We start from the raw sequence: 14,515 nt of genomic DNA, 5'->3' as shown, positions 1-14,515 counted from the left end.
CGCACCCGTAGGGGGAGAGATGACCACATTAGAGACCAACACCGCGCCCGTTGAGGCAGGCGGTGAGGGAACCCGCACGCCTGAAAAAGCAGTGCGCTGGGCTATCCCGCTGTCGCTGCTGGCCTGCGTGCTGCTGGCGTTTTTCGACAAAATCAGTATTGCGGCGCTGTTTTCTGACAGCCATTTCCAGCAGGCGATGGGGATCGATTTCGACACCACGCGCCTCGGCATTCTGATGAGCGCCTTTCTGCTGAGCTACGGTTTTTCGTCAGTCTTTCTCAGCGGGCTGGGAGATAAAATCGCGCCGCTGCGCCTGCTGACCGGGATGATGGCGATCTGGTGCGTGCTGATGGTGGCGATGGGCTTTACCCACAACTATACGCTGATGATCGTGCTGCGCATTCTGCTGGGGGTGGCGGAGGGGCCGCTGTTCCCGCTGGCCTTCGCCATTGTGCGTCACAACTTCCCGCAGCATCTGCAGGCGCGCGCCACCATGCTGTGGCTGCTTGGCACGCCGGTGGGCGCGGCGATTGGTTTTCCGCTCTCCCTCTGGCTGCTGAACACCTTCGGCTGGCAGAGCACCTTCTTCGTGATGGCGATGCTTACCGTGCCGGTATTGATTTTTGTGCGCGTCGGTCTGCGTGGTATCCGCCTGGAGGCGAAACCCGGCACCACGCAGGCGTCTCAGGATGAGCGGCGTGCCGCGCGGCGCGAGCTGTTCGTCAGCCCGCACTTCTGGATCATCTGCATCTTTAACATCGCCTTCCTGACCTACCTGTGGGGGATCAATGGCTGGCTGCCGGGCTACCTGATCAAAGGCAAAGGCATTCACCTGGAGCATGCGGGCTGGCTGTCGTCGATGCCGTTCATCGCCATGCTGGCGGGCGAAGTGATTGGCGCGTGGCTCTCTGACCGGGTCGATAAGCGTGCGGCAGCCTGCTTTATTTCCATGGCGGGCGCGGCTGTCGGGCTGGCGGCGGTCATGCACCTCGACACCCCGCTGACCATCATCGCCGCGATGAGCTTCAGCACCTTTATGTGGGGCACTGGCGCACCCAACATTTTTGCCCTGCTGGCGAAGGCCACTCATCCACGGGTGAGCGCGACGGCGGGCGGCATTTTCAACGGGCTGGGAAACTTCGCGGGCGCACTGTCGCCAGCGGTGATGGGGGCGCTTATCGCCTTCACCCACAGCATGGATTCCGGGCTGATTTTTCTGGCGGTGATGGCGGCGGTGGGCTGCGTCCTGTTACTGCCGCTGCTGAGACGTTACTGAGGAGAGTGTCATGACTGATTCAACCGTAACCCATAAATCAGGCATCAAACCTGAGCACCTGACGATGGAAGAGTGGGTCGAGTCGCGCATCGCGCGCTTTGAAGGCCGTAAGTACGACTGGAACGCGCTGAAGTTCCAGGCCGACTATGACCCGAAATATCGCCGGGCGCAGATGCGCTACATCGGCACCGGCGCAACGGGCGTGGCGAACGACACCAACACCGTGCAGGCGGACCATTTCACCTTCTCCACCATGGTGCTGCCGTCGAAGTGTGAAGGGCCGCTGCACCTGCATGACGACGTGGAAGAGGTGTTCTTCATGCTTAAAGGGCAAATCACGCTGATGATCCAGGACGGCGAACACTACACCGAAACCGTGCTGCGCGAGCGTGACCTGATCTCCGTCCCGCCGGGTATCTATCGCGGCCTGTTTAACCACGGGGAAGAAGAGGCGCTGATGTGCGTCATGCTGGGGACCAACAAGCCGGAAATCCCAACCTATCCCGCCGATCATCCGCTTTCAAAAGTGAAGCGGAACTAAGGGGGCATGATGACGGGTTTTCGTGAACAGGGAAGCGGCATTCCGCTGATGCTGCTGCATGGGATCAGCTCGGGTGCTGCCTCCTGGCATAAGCAGATGGCGCTGAAGGGTTTTCGCGTGCTGGCGTGGGACATGCCTGGTTATGGCGAAAGCCCGATGCTGACCGTAGAACGGGCGAGTGCGGGAGATTACGCCGATGCACTGGCGGCAATGCTTGACCGCGCGGGCGTCTGGCAGGCGGTACTGGTCGGCCATTCTCTCGGGGCGCTGGTCGCCAGCGCCTTTGCGGCGAAGTTTCCCGACCGGGTGCGGCATCTGGTGCTGGCAGATGCCGCGCAGGGCTACGGTCAGGCCGCACCGGAGCAACGCGAGCAGGTCTGGCGCAGCCGCGAGCAGCAGATGGCGCTGGGCGGTGAAATCCTTGCCCAGACCCGCGCGGCGAAGCTGTTGCGCCCCGGCGCCCGCGGGGAAGATATCGCCACCGTCGCGTCGGGCATGCGCAAGCTGCGTCCTGAGGGCTACCTTGCCGCCGCGTGGATGCTGGCACACGACGATATTCACGGCTGGCTTAAACGTTACTCCGGCACGTTTGAGGTCTGGTGCGGCGAGCAGGATGCGATCACGCAGCCCGAGCTGGTGCAGGGGCTGGCACTGCGCTACGGCATGCCGTTTACCGCCATTCCCCAGGCCGGGCACGCCAGCTATCTCGATAACGCGGCGTTTTTTAACCAACAGCTTTTACGCATTAACGAAGAGGTGCGCGATGAATGCACAAATTGACGGGCGCGTAGCGGTAGTCACCGGCGGTTCTTCTGGCATTGGCTTTGAAACGCTGCGCCTGCTGCTGGGCGAGGGGACAAAAGTGGCTTTCTGCGGCCGAGACCCGGACCGGCTCGCCAGCGCCCACGCGACGCTGCAAAACGAATACCCCGACGGCGAGATTTTCTCCTACCGCTGCGACGTGCTAAACGCTGCCGAAGTCCAGGGCTTTGCGGATGCCGTTCAGGCCCGCTTTGGCGCGGCGGACATGCTGATCAACAACGCCGGGCAGGGCTACGTGGCGCATTTCAGCGATACCCCGCGCGAAGCGTGGCTGCACGAAGCCGAACTGAAATTGTTCGGGGTGATCAACCCGGTGCAGGCGTTTCAGCCTCTGCTGGAGCGGTCCGATATCGCCTCCATTACCTGCGTGAACTCCCTGCTGGCGCTGCAGCCGGAGGAGCACATGATCGCCACTTCTGCCGCCCGTGCTGCGCTGCTGAATATGACGCTGACGCTCTCAAAAGAGCTGGTGGGTAAAGGTATCCGCGTGAATTCCATTTTGCTCGGCATGGTGGAGTCCGGGCAGTGGCAGCGCCGCTTTGAGAGCCGGACGGACAAAAGTCAGAGCTGGCCGGAGTGGACGGCGGATATCGCGCGTAAACGTGGCATCCCGATGGCGCGTCTCGGCAAACCGCAGGAGCCCGCGCAGGCGCTGCTGTTCCTCGCCTCGCCGCTGGCGTCATTCACCACCGGCGCCTCGCTGGACGTTTCCGGCGGCTTCTGCCGCCACCTGTAAGGACACATTATGAAAAAGATCATGTTAATTGGTTTTGGCGCCATGGCGCAGGCGGTGATTGAGCGTTTACCCGCGGGCGTGGCTATTGGCTGGATCGTGGCGCGTGAATCTCATCATGCGGCGATTCACACACAGTTTGGTGATGCAGTGATGGCGCTCGGTACGCCGGTGGCATGCGCTGACACGCCCGATCTGGTGCTGGAGTGCGCCAGCCAGCAGGCGGTGGCGCAGTACGGCGAGGACATATTGCGTCGCGGCTGGCATCTCGCGGTGATCTCCACCGGCGCGCTGGCGGACAGCGCGCTGGAGCAGCGTTTGCTCAGTGCTGGGGGCAAGCTGACGTTGCTCTCCGGCGCGGTTGCCGGTATCGACGGGCTTGCGGCGGCGAAAGAGGGCGGGCTGGAACGCGTGACCTATCAGTCGCGCAAAAGCCCGGCCAGCTGGCGCGGCAGTTATGCTGAGCAGCTTATCGACCTTAACGCGGTGTCTGAGGCGAGCGTTTTCTTTGAAGGCAGCGCCCGCGAGGCGGCGCGCCTGTTCCCGGCGAACGCCAACGTGGCGGCGACGGTGGCGCTCGGTGGCGTCGGGATGGACGAGACGCGCGTGCAGCTGATGGTCGACCCGGCAACGAAGCGCAATACCCACACGCTGCATGTCGAAGGCGTGTTCGGCGAGTTCCATCTTGAGCTGAGCGGGCTGCCGCTGGCGTCTAACCCTAAAACCTCCACTCTTGCAGCACTGAGCGCGGTACGCGCCTGCCGCGAGCTGGCCCTGAGCTGAGGAGCGATGATGGACGATCTGAAGATTTTTATCGGCGGCCACTGGCGACATGGTGGAGGCAACCCGATGCAGAGCCATTTCCCGGCAGACGGGTCGATCAATGCGACGCTGAATGCGGCAAGTCTCGACGATCTGAATGACGCAATCGAGGCCGGCGAGCGGGCGTGGCGCGATCCCGCGTGGCGCAGCAGCCTGCCGCACATGCGCGCGAGGATCCTGCATAAGGTCGCGGATCTGATTGAATCCCGCGTCGAGGAACTGGCGAAAATGCAGAGCCGCGATAACGGCAAGCCGCTCGCGGAGGCGCGTGGGCTGGTGATGAGTGCGGCAGGGACAGCGCGCTACTTTGCCTCTGCCTGCGAGCTGCTGGAAGGGGAACTCCCGACGCCACGCCAGCCGGATCTGCTGACCCTGAGCCGCTATGAACCGCTCGGCGTGGTGGCTGCCATCACGCCATGGAACTCGCCGATTGCCAGCGAAATGCAAAAGGTTGCCCCGGCGATTGCCGCCGGAAATGCGGTGATCCTCAAACCTGCCGAGGCCACGCCGCTGATGGCGCTGGAGCTGGCGCGTATTTTTGAACAGGCCGGGCTGCCCGCCGGGCTGCTGAGCGTGCTACCCGGTAAAGGCTCGGTGATTGGCGATGCGCTGGCGCGTCACCCTAAGGTGCGCAAAATCTCCTTTACCGGTGGCACCACTACGGGCCGCCATCTTGCACACGTGGCGGCGGAAAAGCTGATCCCGGCATCGCTGGAGCTGGGCGGAAAATCCCCGACCATCGTGCTGGAAGACGCAGACATCGAGCAGGCCGCGCGCGGCATCTGCTACGGCATTTTTAGCTCGGCAGGGCAGGCGTGCATCGCCGGTTCACGGCTGTTTATCCACGAGAGTGTTTACGCGCCGCTGATGTCGCGGCTGCTTGAGCTCACGCGCGGGCTGCGCGTCGGACATCCGTTTACTGACGGTACCCATGTCGGGCCGCTGATTAACCCTAAACATCGTCAGAGCGTGCAGGATTACGTCGAGCTGGCGAAGCGCGAAGGGGGCCGCGTGCTGTGTGGCGGGGAGATCCCGGCCGATCCTGAGCTGGCAAACGGCAGTTTCTTCCTGCCGACCCTTATTGAAGGGCTGAGCAACAGCGCCCGCGCGTGTCAGGAGGAGATCTTCGGCCCGGTACTGGTGGCGATGCCGTTTCGCGACGAGGCCACGCTTATCCGCGAGGCCAACGACTCGGTGTACGGCCTGGCGGCGGGGATCTGGACGCGCGATGCCGGGCGCGCGCTGCGCCTGAGCGAACAGCTTGAGGCGGGCACGGTGTGGATCAACACCTACAAAGTCTTTGCGATTTCAACCCCGTTCGGGGGCTTTAAAGAGAGCGGTCTGGGCCGCGAAAAGGGCATTCAGGGGCTGAAAGCCTGGATGCAGCAAAAGAGCATTTATCTGGCGACGGGTAACAGCGTCAACCACTGGTGCGACTGAGAAAGGGTGAGCAATGAGCGAAATGATAACCGTCGGCGACGCTATCGCCAGAACGCTGGAGCAGTATCAGGTTGAGGCCATCTACGGCGTCATCTCCATTCACAACCTGCCAATCGCGGATGCGGTCGGGCAGCGCGGCAACATTCGCTTCGTGCCTGCGCGCGGTGAAGCGGGATCCGTGACCATGGCCGACGCCCACGGACGTTTTTCCGGTCTCGGCGTGGCGCTGACCAGCACCGGTGCGGGTGCGGGTAACGCGGTAGGCGCGCTGGTAGAAGCGATGAACGCCTGCACGCCGCTGCTGCATTTAACCGGACAGGTCGAAAAAGCCTGGCTGGATGCCGATACCGGATTTATCCATGAAACCCGCGACCAGCTGACCTTCCTGAAGGCCAGCTCCAAACGGGCGTACCGCATCAGCAGCGCCAACCAGGCGATAGCTATCCTGCACAAAGCGATTCAGGACGCGCAGACGCCGCCGTGCGGGCCGGTCTCTGTTGAGATCCCGATTGATATTCAGAGTGCCAACATTCCGCTTTCGCTGGTGACCGCACCGGTGAAACCGACGTCGGTCGCCACCGTGGACCCCGCGATAGTTGACGCACTCTGGGCGCAGCTGAAGCAGGCAAAACAGCCGTTGCTGTGGCTGGGCGGCGGAGCGCTGAGAAGCGCTGATGCGGTGAAAAAGCTGGCGGATGCAGGCATCACCGTCATCTCCAGCACCCACGCGCGGGGCGTGCTGCCGGACAGCCATCGCGGTAGCCTGCGGGCGTTTCACAACTCGCCATCCGTTGAAGCGCTCATCGCGCAGTGTGACTTTACGCTGGTCGCCGGTTCACGCCTGCGCAGCAACGAAACCCGCTCATGGACGCTGTCGCTGCCGTCTCCACGGGTACAGGTAGATATCGACCCGGCTGCGGCGAGCCGTAATTATCTGATGGATAACACGCTGATAGCCGATTGTTCCGCGTTGCTTAGCGCGCTGGCCGACAACGTACAGGGGCGTGAGTGGGGCAACGCGCAGTGGGACGCGCTGGTTCAACAGGCGGTTGAGCAAGCCGGGCAGGGCCTGCGCGATCAGTGCGGCCCCTATGCGAGACTTAACGATGCCATCGAGAAAGCGCTTCCGCAGGACGGCCTGCTGGTGCGCGATATCACCGTGTCCGGCAGCCTGTGGGGCAGCCGCCTGTTCCGCGCCAACGGCCCGCTGATGAACATTCACTCGCTGGCCGGAGCCATTGGTATGGGGCTGCCGATGGCCATTGGCACCGCGATAGCTAACCCGCAGCGCAAGGTTGTGGGGCTGGTGGGTGATGGTGGTCTGAGTCTGAACCTCGGCGAACTGGCGACGCTGGCCCAGGAGAAAGCCAACGTGACGCTGCTGATCATGAACGACGGGGGGTACGGCGTAATGCGTGGTATTCAGGATAAGTATTTCGGCGGGCGTCAGTATTACAACGAGCTGCATACGCCGGACTTCACTCTGCTGGCGCAGGCGATTGGCCTGCAGGCATGGAGCGTTGAGCGTGCCGATGATTTTGATGCCGTTATGACAGAAGCGCTGGCGATGCCGGGCCCGTCGGTAGTAGAAGTGCGGATGGGGCAGATTGGCGCCCTGAAGTTTGCCGGGCCGCCGCAGAAGACGCTGTATTGATATCGTGGATATCGCCCGGTGGCGCTGCGCTTACCGGGCCTACGGTTTCTCACTCAATAACAGCGAAAAAACCGTAGGCCGGGTAAGGCGAAGCCGCCACCCGGCTTTTTTCATCAGAACACGTTAAACGGGTATTCCACGTAAGCACGGATCTCATCCCCACCCACGTTGTAATCGCTGGCGTTGCTGGAGACACGCAGCACGGAATAGCGCAGCTTCAGCTTCAGATCTTTCGCCGGACCATCCTGCACCTGGTACTGGATCTGGTTGAACCACTCATGCTCTTTGCCGTTGCTGGTTTCAGAGGTTTTGATGTTATCGCCACGCACGTAGGCGGTGGTCCAGCTCAGGCCCGGCAGGCCGAGTCCGCCAAAGTCCAGGCCGTACGATGCCTGCCATGAGCGTTCGTCTTCGCCGTTGAAATCAGACCAGTAGGAGTTAGCCAGCCAGATGGTGTTGCCGCCGTCACCCACACCGCCCTGGTCGCGGTAGCCACCGTAGTTGTAGCCGGTGCTGCCGCTGCTCTGCTGGTATGCCACTTTGAACGTGTGAATGTCCCAGATATAGCTCGCTGCCAGGCTCCAGATGGTGTTGCTGCGGCCCGTGTCGAGGCTGTCGGCGTAACCCTGCTCCAGACGCGAGTTATAGCCGTTAAAGTCGAGTACCAGCTGCTGCCCGGTGCTGAACGGTTGTTTGAAGTTCAGGCCCAGGTACTGCTTGTTCATTACCTCTTCATTATGCGAGGCATACACCGCACCGCTGAACTGCTCGTTAAACTGGTAGCTCGCGCCACCGAAGGTCAGGCTCTTCAGGCCGCTGTCGTGGCGGTCATCACTTTTGCGCTGCTCGTCGGTGAAGTAACCGGCGTTGACTTCCAGACCGTCGATCTCTTTTGAGGTCAGCAGGGTGCCGGTGTAGCTTTCAAACAGCAGGCGGGAGTTGTCGGCATTCACGATCGGCAGCTCAGGACGCTGACTACCGTAGCTCAGCACGGTATTTGAGATACGCATTTTGGCGGTTGCGCCAAATTTCGCTAAATCGGATTTTGCCCGGCCATCCTCTTCCTGTTTAAAGAAGTCGATACCGCCCGCACCGCTTTTTCCACGGCCACCGTCCAGACGAACGCCATACTGTGCAATGCCGTCTACACCAAAGCCCACCAGCCCTTCGGTATAACCGGATGTGAAGGTGGCAATAATACCCTGGCCCCATTCGGCTTTATCCTGCTGGCCCTGATGATAGTCGCGACTGATATACGCATTGCGTAAAAACAGGTCCAGATGGCTGTCGTCAATAAAACCCTGACTGTCGGATTGCTGGCTTGCAGCGGCGGGTAATGCGGCGAATAAACCTAAAGCAATTAACGATAATTCTTTTTTCACGGAGGGAACGTCTCTGTCTTAATATATTAAAATGAATTACTGCAGGTCGGATAATTACCCGAATGGTTAATGATTGCAATAATTATGTGTCCAGACGTTTCAGCGCTAAGAGCCGGATATGGAGAGGGTTTTGCGGGAGTTACCGATACGTGCGATTAAGTTGGCAATTCATGCGAAATAAAAAGGAGGCAAATTTGCCTCCTTCCAGAATTATTTAATTCCATCTGCGGCCATACGGTCGCGAATATGTTGTGCACGTTCTTCTGAGGCCGGGTGATCGTCAAACATGGAGCTCTGGCGTCCCGCTTCCAGCTTCGCCAGTTTTTCGAAGCTGGTGGCTAAACCTGACGGATTAATTCCGCGTTTGCGCAACAGATCGTAAGAGTAGTCATCCGCTTCGGACTCCTGGCGCTGGGAGAACTGGGAATTGACCAGCTTTTCTCCGACATCGCCGAGCTGTGACTGAGACAGGCTGCCCACGATACCGCCCGCAGAGGCAGCCGCCGCACGGATGGCGTTGGTGCCTAAGGCGACCTGCATCCCTTTTTTCACGTGGCCGAGCGCAACGTGACCCATTTCATGGCCGATAACCGCTTCCACTTCGTTGTCGGTCATCATATCCATCAGCCCGCTATAGACGCGGATGCAGCCGTTTGCCATCGCGAAGGCGTTGACGTCTTTAGCCATGTAAACCTTATAGTTCACCGGCTGACCGTTGATGTTATCGCCGAGCGCGGAAGCAATCTTATTCAGACGCTGTGTGTAGGTACTGTTAGCCGGCGCAATCGTGGCTTTTCCGTCCATATCTTTACAGGCCTGATCGCTCAGCGCTTTAACCTGCGCATCGCTCAGGGAGTAGGCCTGAAAGGCTTCTGCGCCTGACGTCATCAGACCGTTAGAATCCATATTCTGACAGCCGCTCAGCATGAGCGTTGTACCCAGGGCCAGCACTATTGCACGCATTTTCATGAAGTTGCTTCCGTACTTGTTAATCTCAATAAAATCCGAAAAGTGCACCCGCAACGAAGCCGGGGCCGGGATAAGTATAAGGAATATCTACAGGCGCGGGCGAGCAGATTGCGCAACATGCGAGCATGATCCAGAGATTTCTTAAGCTGCAAAAGAATGGTCCATGTACATGCCCTGCGGCTTGGGTTACATTGTTGGCACTTTTTTCCGGCGTAGCCCAAAACGCGCTGTCGTCAAGGGCATGGCCTTTAACAGTCCGATCTGGAGTTAAAATGTCCTCACGTAAAGAGCTTGCTAATGCTATTCGTGCGCTGAGCATGGATGCAGTACAGAAAGCCAAATCCGGCCACCCGGGTGCCCCTATGGGTATGGCAGATATCGCCGAAGTCCTGTGGCGTGATTTCCTTAACCACAACCCGCAGAACCCGGCATGGGCTGACCGCGACCGTTTCGTGCTGTCTAACGGCCACGGCTCTATGCTGATCTACAGCCTGCTGCACCTCACTGGCTACGATCTGCCTATTGAAGAGCTGAAAAACTTCCGCCAACTGCACTCCAAAACTCCAGGTCACCCGGAAGTGGGTTACACCGCTGGCGTAGAAACCACCACCGGCCCACTGGGTCAGGGTATTGCTAACGCAGTGGGTATGGCGATTGCTGAGAAGACGCTGGCGGCGCAGTTCAACCGTCCTGGTCATGACATTGTTGACCATTTCACCTACGCGTTCATGGGCGACGGCTGCATGATGGAAGGCATTTCTCATGAAGTGTGCTCCCTGGCAGGTACCCTGAAGCTGGGTAAACTGGTTGCGTTCTATGATGACAACGGCATCTCCATCGACGGTCACGTTGAGGGCTGGTTCACTGACGACACCGCAGCACGTTTCGAAGCCTACGGCTGGCACGTTGTGCGTGGCGTTGATGGCCACGATGCTGACTCGATTAAACGTGCAGTAGAAGAAGCGCGCGCGGTCACCGATAAACCGTCCCTGCTGATGTGCAAAACCATCATCGGCTTCGGTTCTCCGAACAAAGCGGGTACGCATGACTCCCACGGCGCACCGCTGGGCGACGCGGAAATCGCATTGACCCGTGAAGCATTGGGCTGGAAACACCCTGCATTCGAAATTCCATCTGAGATCTATGCTCAGTGGGATGCAAAAGAAGTGGGCCAGGCGAAAGAAGCTGCCTGGAACGAGAAATTCGCCGCCTATGCGAAAGCCTTCCCTCAGGAAGCGGCTGAGTTTACCCGTCGTATGAAAGGCGATATGCCGTCTGACTTCGACGCGAAAGCGAACGAATTCATCGCTAAGCTGCAGGCGAACCCATCTAAAATCGCCAGCCGTAAAGCGTCCCAGAATGCGATCGAAGCGTTTGGTCCATTGCTGCCTGAATTCCTCGGCGGTTCCGCTGACCTGGCGCCATCTAACCTGACTCTGTGGTCTGGTTCTAAGCCAATTAACGAAGACACTGCCGGTAACTACATCCATTACGGTGTACGTGAATTCGGTATGACCGCGATTGCCAACGGTATCTCCCTGCACGGCGGTTTCCTGCCGTACACCTCTACTTTCCTGATGTTCGTAGAGTATGCGCGTAACGCCGTGCGTATGGCTGCGCTGATGAAACAGCGTCAGGTGATGGTCTACACCCACGACTCCATCGGTCTGGGCGAAGATGGCCCAACTCACCAGCCGGTAGAGCAGGTGGCTTCCCTGCGCGTGACCCCGAACATGAGCACCTGGCGTCCATGTGACCAGGTTGAATCTGCGGTAGCGTGGAAATACGGCGTTGAGCGTCAGGACGGCCCAACTGCGCTGATCCTCTCCCGTCAGAACCTGGCACAGCAGGAGCGTACGCCAGAGCAGCTGGCGAACATCGCTCGCGGTGGTTACGTGCTGAAAGACTGTGCAGGCCAGCCTGAGCTGATCTTCATCGCGACCGGTTCTGAAGTTGAACTGGCGGTTGCAGCATGGGAAAAACTGACTGCCGAAGGCGTGAAGGCGCGCGTGGTCTCCATGCCGTCTACCGATGCGTTCGACAAACAGGATGCGGCTTACCGTGAATCTGTTCTGCCTAAAGCGGTTTCTGCGCGTGTGGCAGTGGAAGCGGGTATTGCTGACTACTGGTTCAAATACGTGGGCCTGAATGGCGCTATCGTCGGTATGACCACCTTCGGTGAGTCTGCGCCGGCAGAATTGCTGTTCGAAGAGTTCGGCTTCACCGTTGATAACGTTGTCGCTAAGGCGAAAGAACTGCTGTAATTGCTTGTACGGTGCGGGCTGATGCCCTCACCCCAGCCCTCTCCCACAGGGAGAGGGTGCAAACACTAAAAACGGTAACCTTTGGGTTACCGTTTTGCTTTTACCTCCCCGGCATTATTCCACCGAAAATGTGACGCATGTCATATAGCACGCTTATTCATCTGGACAGCCATTCCTTTTATTCCTCGATTCGCTTATTCTTGCTGAAGCGTTTCAGTCGATTAAATGTTCGACAATTGACCAATCAATCGCAGTTTGTGATAGCAAAGATTCCCCTTCGGGCGTAGCTGGATTACTCTTTCAGCCACCTCAAACTCAGGGATAGCTTTGCAGGAGATCTATGACCGTACGCGTAGCGATTAATGGCTTCGGTCGCATCGGGCGCAACGTGGTTCGTGCTTTATATGAATCCGGGCGTCGTGCGGAAATAACCGTGGTGGCAATCAACGAACTGGCGGATGCTGCGGGCATGGCGCATTTGTTGAAATATGACACCAGCCACGGCCGCTTTGCCTGGGATGTTCGCCAGGAAAGAGAGCAGCTGTTTGTCGGTGACGATGCCATCCGCGTGCTGCATGAAAGCAGTATCGCAGGGCTACCGTGGCGTGAGCTGGGCGTGGATGTGGTGCTCGACTGTACCGGGGTTTACGGCAATCGCGAACATGGCGAAGCTCACCTGGCAGCCGGTGCGAAAAAAGTCCTGTTTTCTCATCCCGGCAGTAACGACCTTGACGCGACCGTCGTGTTTGGCGTCAACCAGCATGAGCTGCAGGCTGAACACCTCATCGTTTCCAACGCCTCCTGTACCACCAACTGCATTATTCCGGTCATCAAACTGTTAGACGATGCGTATGGCATTGAGTCCGGCACCGTGACCACGATTCACTCCGCCATGCACGACCAGCAGGTTATTGATGCCTACCATCCGGATTTACGACGCACTCGCGCGGCGAGCCAGTCAATCATCCCGGTAGATACGAAACTGGCGGCAGGGATCACCCGAATTTTCCCGCAGTTTAATGACCGTTTTGAAGCGATTGCCGTGCGTGTCCCGACGATTAACGTCACCGCAATCGACCTGAGCGTGACGGTAAAAAAACCGGTAAAAGCCTGTGAAGTCAACCTGTTGCTGCAAAAAGCGGCACAGGGAGCATTTCATGGTATAGTTGACTATACGGAATTACCGTTGGTCTCAGTAGATTTTAACCACGACCCGCACAGCGCTATTGTTGATGGCACGCAAACGAGGGTCAGTGGCGCACACCTTATCAAGACGCTGGTCTGGTGTGATAACGAATGGGGCTTTGCTAACCGGATGCTCGACACCACGTTAGCAATGGCCGCTCAAGGTTTCAGGTAAGACGCATCGTGCGTCTGCAAAACTTTAAGAATCAACGAGAGGATTCACCATGTCTGTAATTAAGATGACCGATCTGGATCTGGCTGGTAAACGCGTTTTCATCCGTGCTGATCTGAACGTACCGGTTAAAGAGGGTAAAGTGACCAGCGACGCGCGTATCCGTGCATCCCTGCCAACCATCGAACTGGCTCTGAAGCAGGGCGCGAAAGTGATGGTCACCTCCCACCTGGGTCGTCCTACCGAAGGCGAGTACAACGAAGAGTTCTCTCTGCTGCCAGTGGTTAATTACCTGAAAGACAAACTGTCCAACCCGGTTCGCCTGGTAAAAGATTACCTGGACGGCGTTGAAGTGGCTGCTGGTGAGCTGGTTGTTCTGGAAAACGTTCGCTTCAACAAAGGCGAAAAGAAAGACGACGAAACCCTGTCTAAGAAATACGCTGCACTGTGCGACGTGTTCGTAATGGATGCATTCGGTACGGCACACCGTGCTCAGGCCTCTACCCACGGTATCGGTAAATTTGCAGACGTAGCGTGTGCCGGTCCTCTGCTGGCTGACGAACTGGAAGCACTGGGTAAAGCGCTGAAAGAACCTGCTCGTCCAATGGTCGCTATCGTTGGTGGTTCTAAAGTGTCTACCAAACTGACCGTGCTGGATTCCCTGTCAAAAATCGCTGACCAGCTGATCGTTGGCGGTGGTATCGCGAACACCTTCGTTGCTGCTCAAGGCCACAATGTGGGTAAATCCCTGTATGAAGCGGACCTGGTTGACGAAGCGAAACGCCTGCTGGGCACCTGTGACATCCCGGTTCCAACTGACGTTCGCGTGGCGACCGAGTTCTCCGAAACCGCAACCGCGACCCTGAAATCTGTTAACGACATCAAAGATGAAGAGCAGATTCTGGACCTGGGCGACGTTTCTGCACAGAAACTGGCTGATATCCTGAAAAACGCAAAAACTATCCTGTGGAACGGTCCTGTTGGCGTGTTCGAATTCCCGAACTTCCGCAAAGGGACTGAAATCGTGGCTAACGCTATTGCGGACAGCGAAGCGTTCTCTATCGCAGGCGGTGGTGACACCCTGGCAGCTATCGATCTGTTCGGTATCGCTGACAAGATCTCCTACATCTCCACTGGTGGCGGTGCATTCCTCGAATTCGTGGAAGGCAAAGTACTGCCAGCAGTAGCAATGCTCGAAGAGCGCGCTAAGAAGTAAGCCATTCAAGGGCAGGGAAACCTGCCCAATTTTCAGCGC

Annotated in this window: 12 protein-coding genes; 10 read left to right on the top strand and 2 right to left on the bottom strand. The window is 58.4% G+C overall.

Annotated elements, in window-relative coordinates:
• Positions 1–19: 19 nt before the first annotated feature.
• Genes ACOTY9_RS12765 through ACOTY9_RS12735 form a run of 7 tightly spaced genes read left to right on the top strand, consistent with a single transcriptional unit; the run spans position 20 to position 7,288 of the window.
• Entirely contained in the window at positions 20–1,276 is a 1,257-nt protein-coding gene (locus tag ACOTY9_RS12765) for an MFS transporter (RefSeq protein WP_023338769.1), read from the top strand.
• 10 nt (positions 1,277–1,286) lie between these two features.
• Positions 1,287–1,817 (top strand): cupin domain-containing protein, encoded by a 531-nt coding sequence (locus ACOTY9_RS12760; protein ID WP_014885166.1) that lies wholly within the window; start codon positions 1,287–1,289, stop codon positions 1,815–1,817.
• A gap of 9 nt (positions 1,818–1,826) precedes the next feature.
• A complete protein-coding gene (locus tag ACOTY9_RS12755) occupies positions 1,827–2,597 on the top strand; it encodes an alpha/beta fold hydrolase (protein WP_023337743.1) in 771 nt (256 codons plus the stop codon).
• Positions 2,581–3,375 (top strand): SDR family oxidoreductase, encoded by a 795-nt coding sequence (locus ACOTY9_RS12750; RefSeq protein WP_045134098.1) that lies wholly within the window; start codon positions 2,581–2,583, stop codon positions 3,373–3,375. The genes ACOTY9_RS12755 and ACOTY9_RS12750 overlap by 17 nt, the downstream gene beginning before the upstream one ends.
• A gap of 9 nt (positions 3,376–3,384) precedes the next feature.
• The gene (locus tag ACOTY9_RS12745) at positions 3,385–4,155 is read left to right on the top strand and encodes an aspartate dehydrogenase (RefSeq protein ID WP_023331260.1); all 771 of its coding nucleotides are present in this window, start codon (positions 3,385–3,387) and stop codon (positions 4,153–4,155) included.
• A 9-nt stretch (positions 4,156–4,164) separates the two neighbouring features.
• On the top strand, positions 4,165–5,634 hold the full coding sequence (locus ACOTY9_RS12740; protein WP_059372830.1) for an aldehyde dehydrogenase: 1,470 nt from the start codon (positions 4,165–4,167) through the stop codon (positions 5,632–5,634).
• Between the two features lie 13 nt (positions 5,635–5,647).
• A complete protein-coding gene (locus tag ACOTY9_RS12735; protein ID WP_348565904.1) occupies positions 5,648–7,288 on the top strand; it encodes a thiamine pyrophosphate-binding protein in 1,641 nt (546 codons plus the stop codon).
• A gap of 113 nt (positions 7,289–7,401) precedes the next feature.
• Here the strand turns inward: ACOTY9_RS12735 and ACOTY9_RS12730 are convergent, their stop codons facing one another.
• Together ACOTY9_RS12730 and ACOTY9_RS12725 are read right to left on the bottom strand one after the other, a co-directional pair.
• A complete protein-coding gene (locus ACOTY9_RS12730) occupies positions 7,402–8,670 on the bottom strand; it encodes an OprD family outer membrane porin (RefSeq protein WP_023331257.1) in 1,269 nt (422 codons plus the stop codon).
• Between the two features lie 210 nt (positions 8,671–8,880).
• On the bottom strand, positions 8,881–9,639 hold the full coding sequence (locus ACOTY9_RS12725; protein ID WP_023331256.1) for a M48 family metallopeptidase: 759 nt from the start codon (positions 9,637–9,639) through the stop codon (positions 8,881–8,883).
• A gap of 272 nt (positions 9,640–9,911) precedes the next feature.
• Here ACOTY9_RS12725 and tkt point away from each other — a divergent pair, with 272 nt between their 5' ends.
• The 3 genes from tkt (at position 9,912) to pgk (ending at position 14,476) form a co-directional block, all read left to right on the top strand.
• Positions 9,912–11,903, top strand: a complete 1,992-nt coding sequence (tkt, locus tag ACOTY9_RS12720; RefSeq protein WP_023331255.1) for a transketolase — start codon at positions 9,912–9,914, stop codon at positions 11,901–11,903.
• A 340-nt stretch (positions 11,904–12,243) separates the two neighbouring features.
• Entirely contained in the window at positions 12,244–13,263 is a 1,020-nt protein-coding gene (gene epd, locus ACOTY9_RS12715) for an erythrose-4-phosphate dehydrogenase (protein WP_014885157.1), read from the top strand.
• Positions 13,264–13,312: 49 nt separating this feature from the next.
• Entirely contained in the window at positions 13,313–14,476 is a 1,164-nt protein-coding gene (gene pgk / locus ACOTY9_RS12710) for a phosphoglycerate kinase (RefSeq protein ID WP_014885156.1), read from the top strand.
• The last annotated feature ends 39 nt before the right edge of the window (positions 14,477–14,515 follow it).

This window comes from Enterobacter cloacae complex sp. SHL012 (genome assembly GCF_049237505.1).
In the GTDB taxonomy this organism is placed as follows: Bacteria; Pseudomonadota; Gammaproteobacteria; order Enterobacterales; family Enterobacteriaceae; genus Enterobacter; species Enterobacter kobei.
Note: the sequence above shows the minus strand (reverse complement) of the source record. Positions and strands in the feature narration are given on the sequence as shown.

Coding starts and splice junctions, on each gene's coding strand:
- ACOTY9_RS12765 (WP_023338769.1), top strand. CDS start 20: ATGACCACATTAGAGACCAACACCGCGCCCGTTGAGGCAGGCGGTGAG.
- ACOTY9_RS12760 (WP_014885166.1), top strand. CDS start 1,287: ATGACTGATTCAACCGTAACCCATAAATCAGGCATCAAACCTGAGCAC.
- ACOTY9_RS12755 (WP_023337743.1), top strand. CDS start 1,827: ATGACGGGTTTTCGTGAACAGGGAAGCGGCATTCCGCTGATGCTGCTG.
- ACOTY9_RS12750 (WP_045134098.1), top strand. CDS start 2,581: ATGAATGCACAAATTGACGGGCGCGTAGCGGTAGTCACCGGCGGTTCT.
- ACOTY9_RS12745 (WP_023331260.1), top strand. CDS start 3,385: ATGAAAAAGATCATGTTAATTGGTTTTGGCGCCATGGCGCAGGCGGTG.
- ACOTY9_RS12740 (WP_059372830.1), top strand. CDS start 4,165: ATGGACGATCTGAAGATTTTTATCGGCGGCCACTGGCGACATGGTGGA.
- ACOTY9_RS12735 (WP_348565904.1), top strand. CDS start 5,648: ATGAGCGAAATGATAACCGTCGGCGACGCTATCGCCAGAACGCTGGAG.
- ACOTY9_RS12725 (WP_023331256.1), bottom strand. CDS start 9,639: ATGAAAATGCGTGCAATAGTGCTGGCCCTGGGTACAACGCTCATGCTG.
- tkt (WP_023331255.1), top strand. CDS start 9,912: ATGTCCTCACGTAAAGAGCTTGCTAATGCTATTCGTGCGCTGAGCATG.
- epd (WP_014885157.1), top strand. CDS start 12,244: ATGACCGTACGCGTAGCGATTAATGGCTTCGGTCGCATCGGGCGCAAC.
- pgk (WP_014885156.1), top strand. CDS start 13,313: ATGTCTGTAATTAAGATGACCGATCTGGATCTGGCTGGTAAACGCGTT.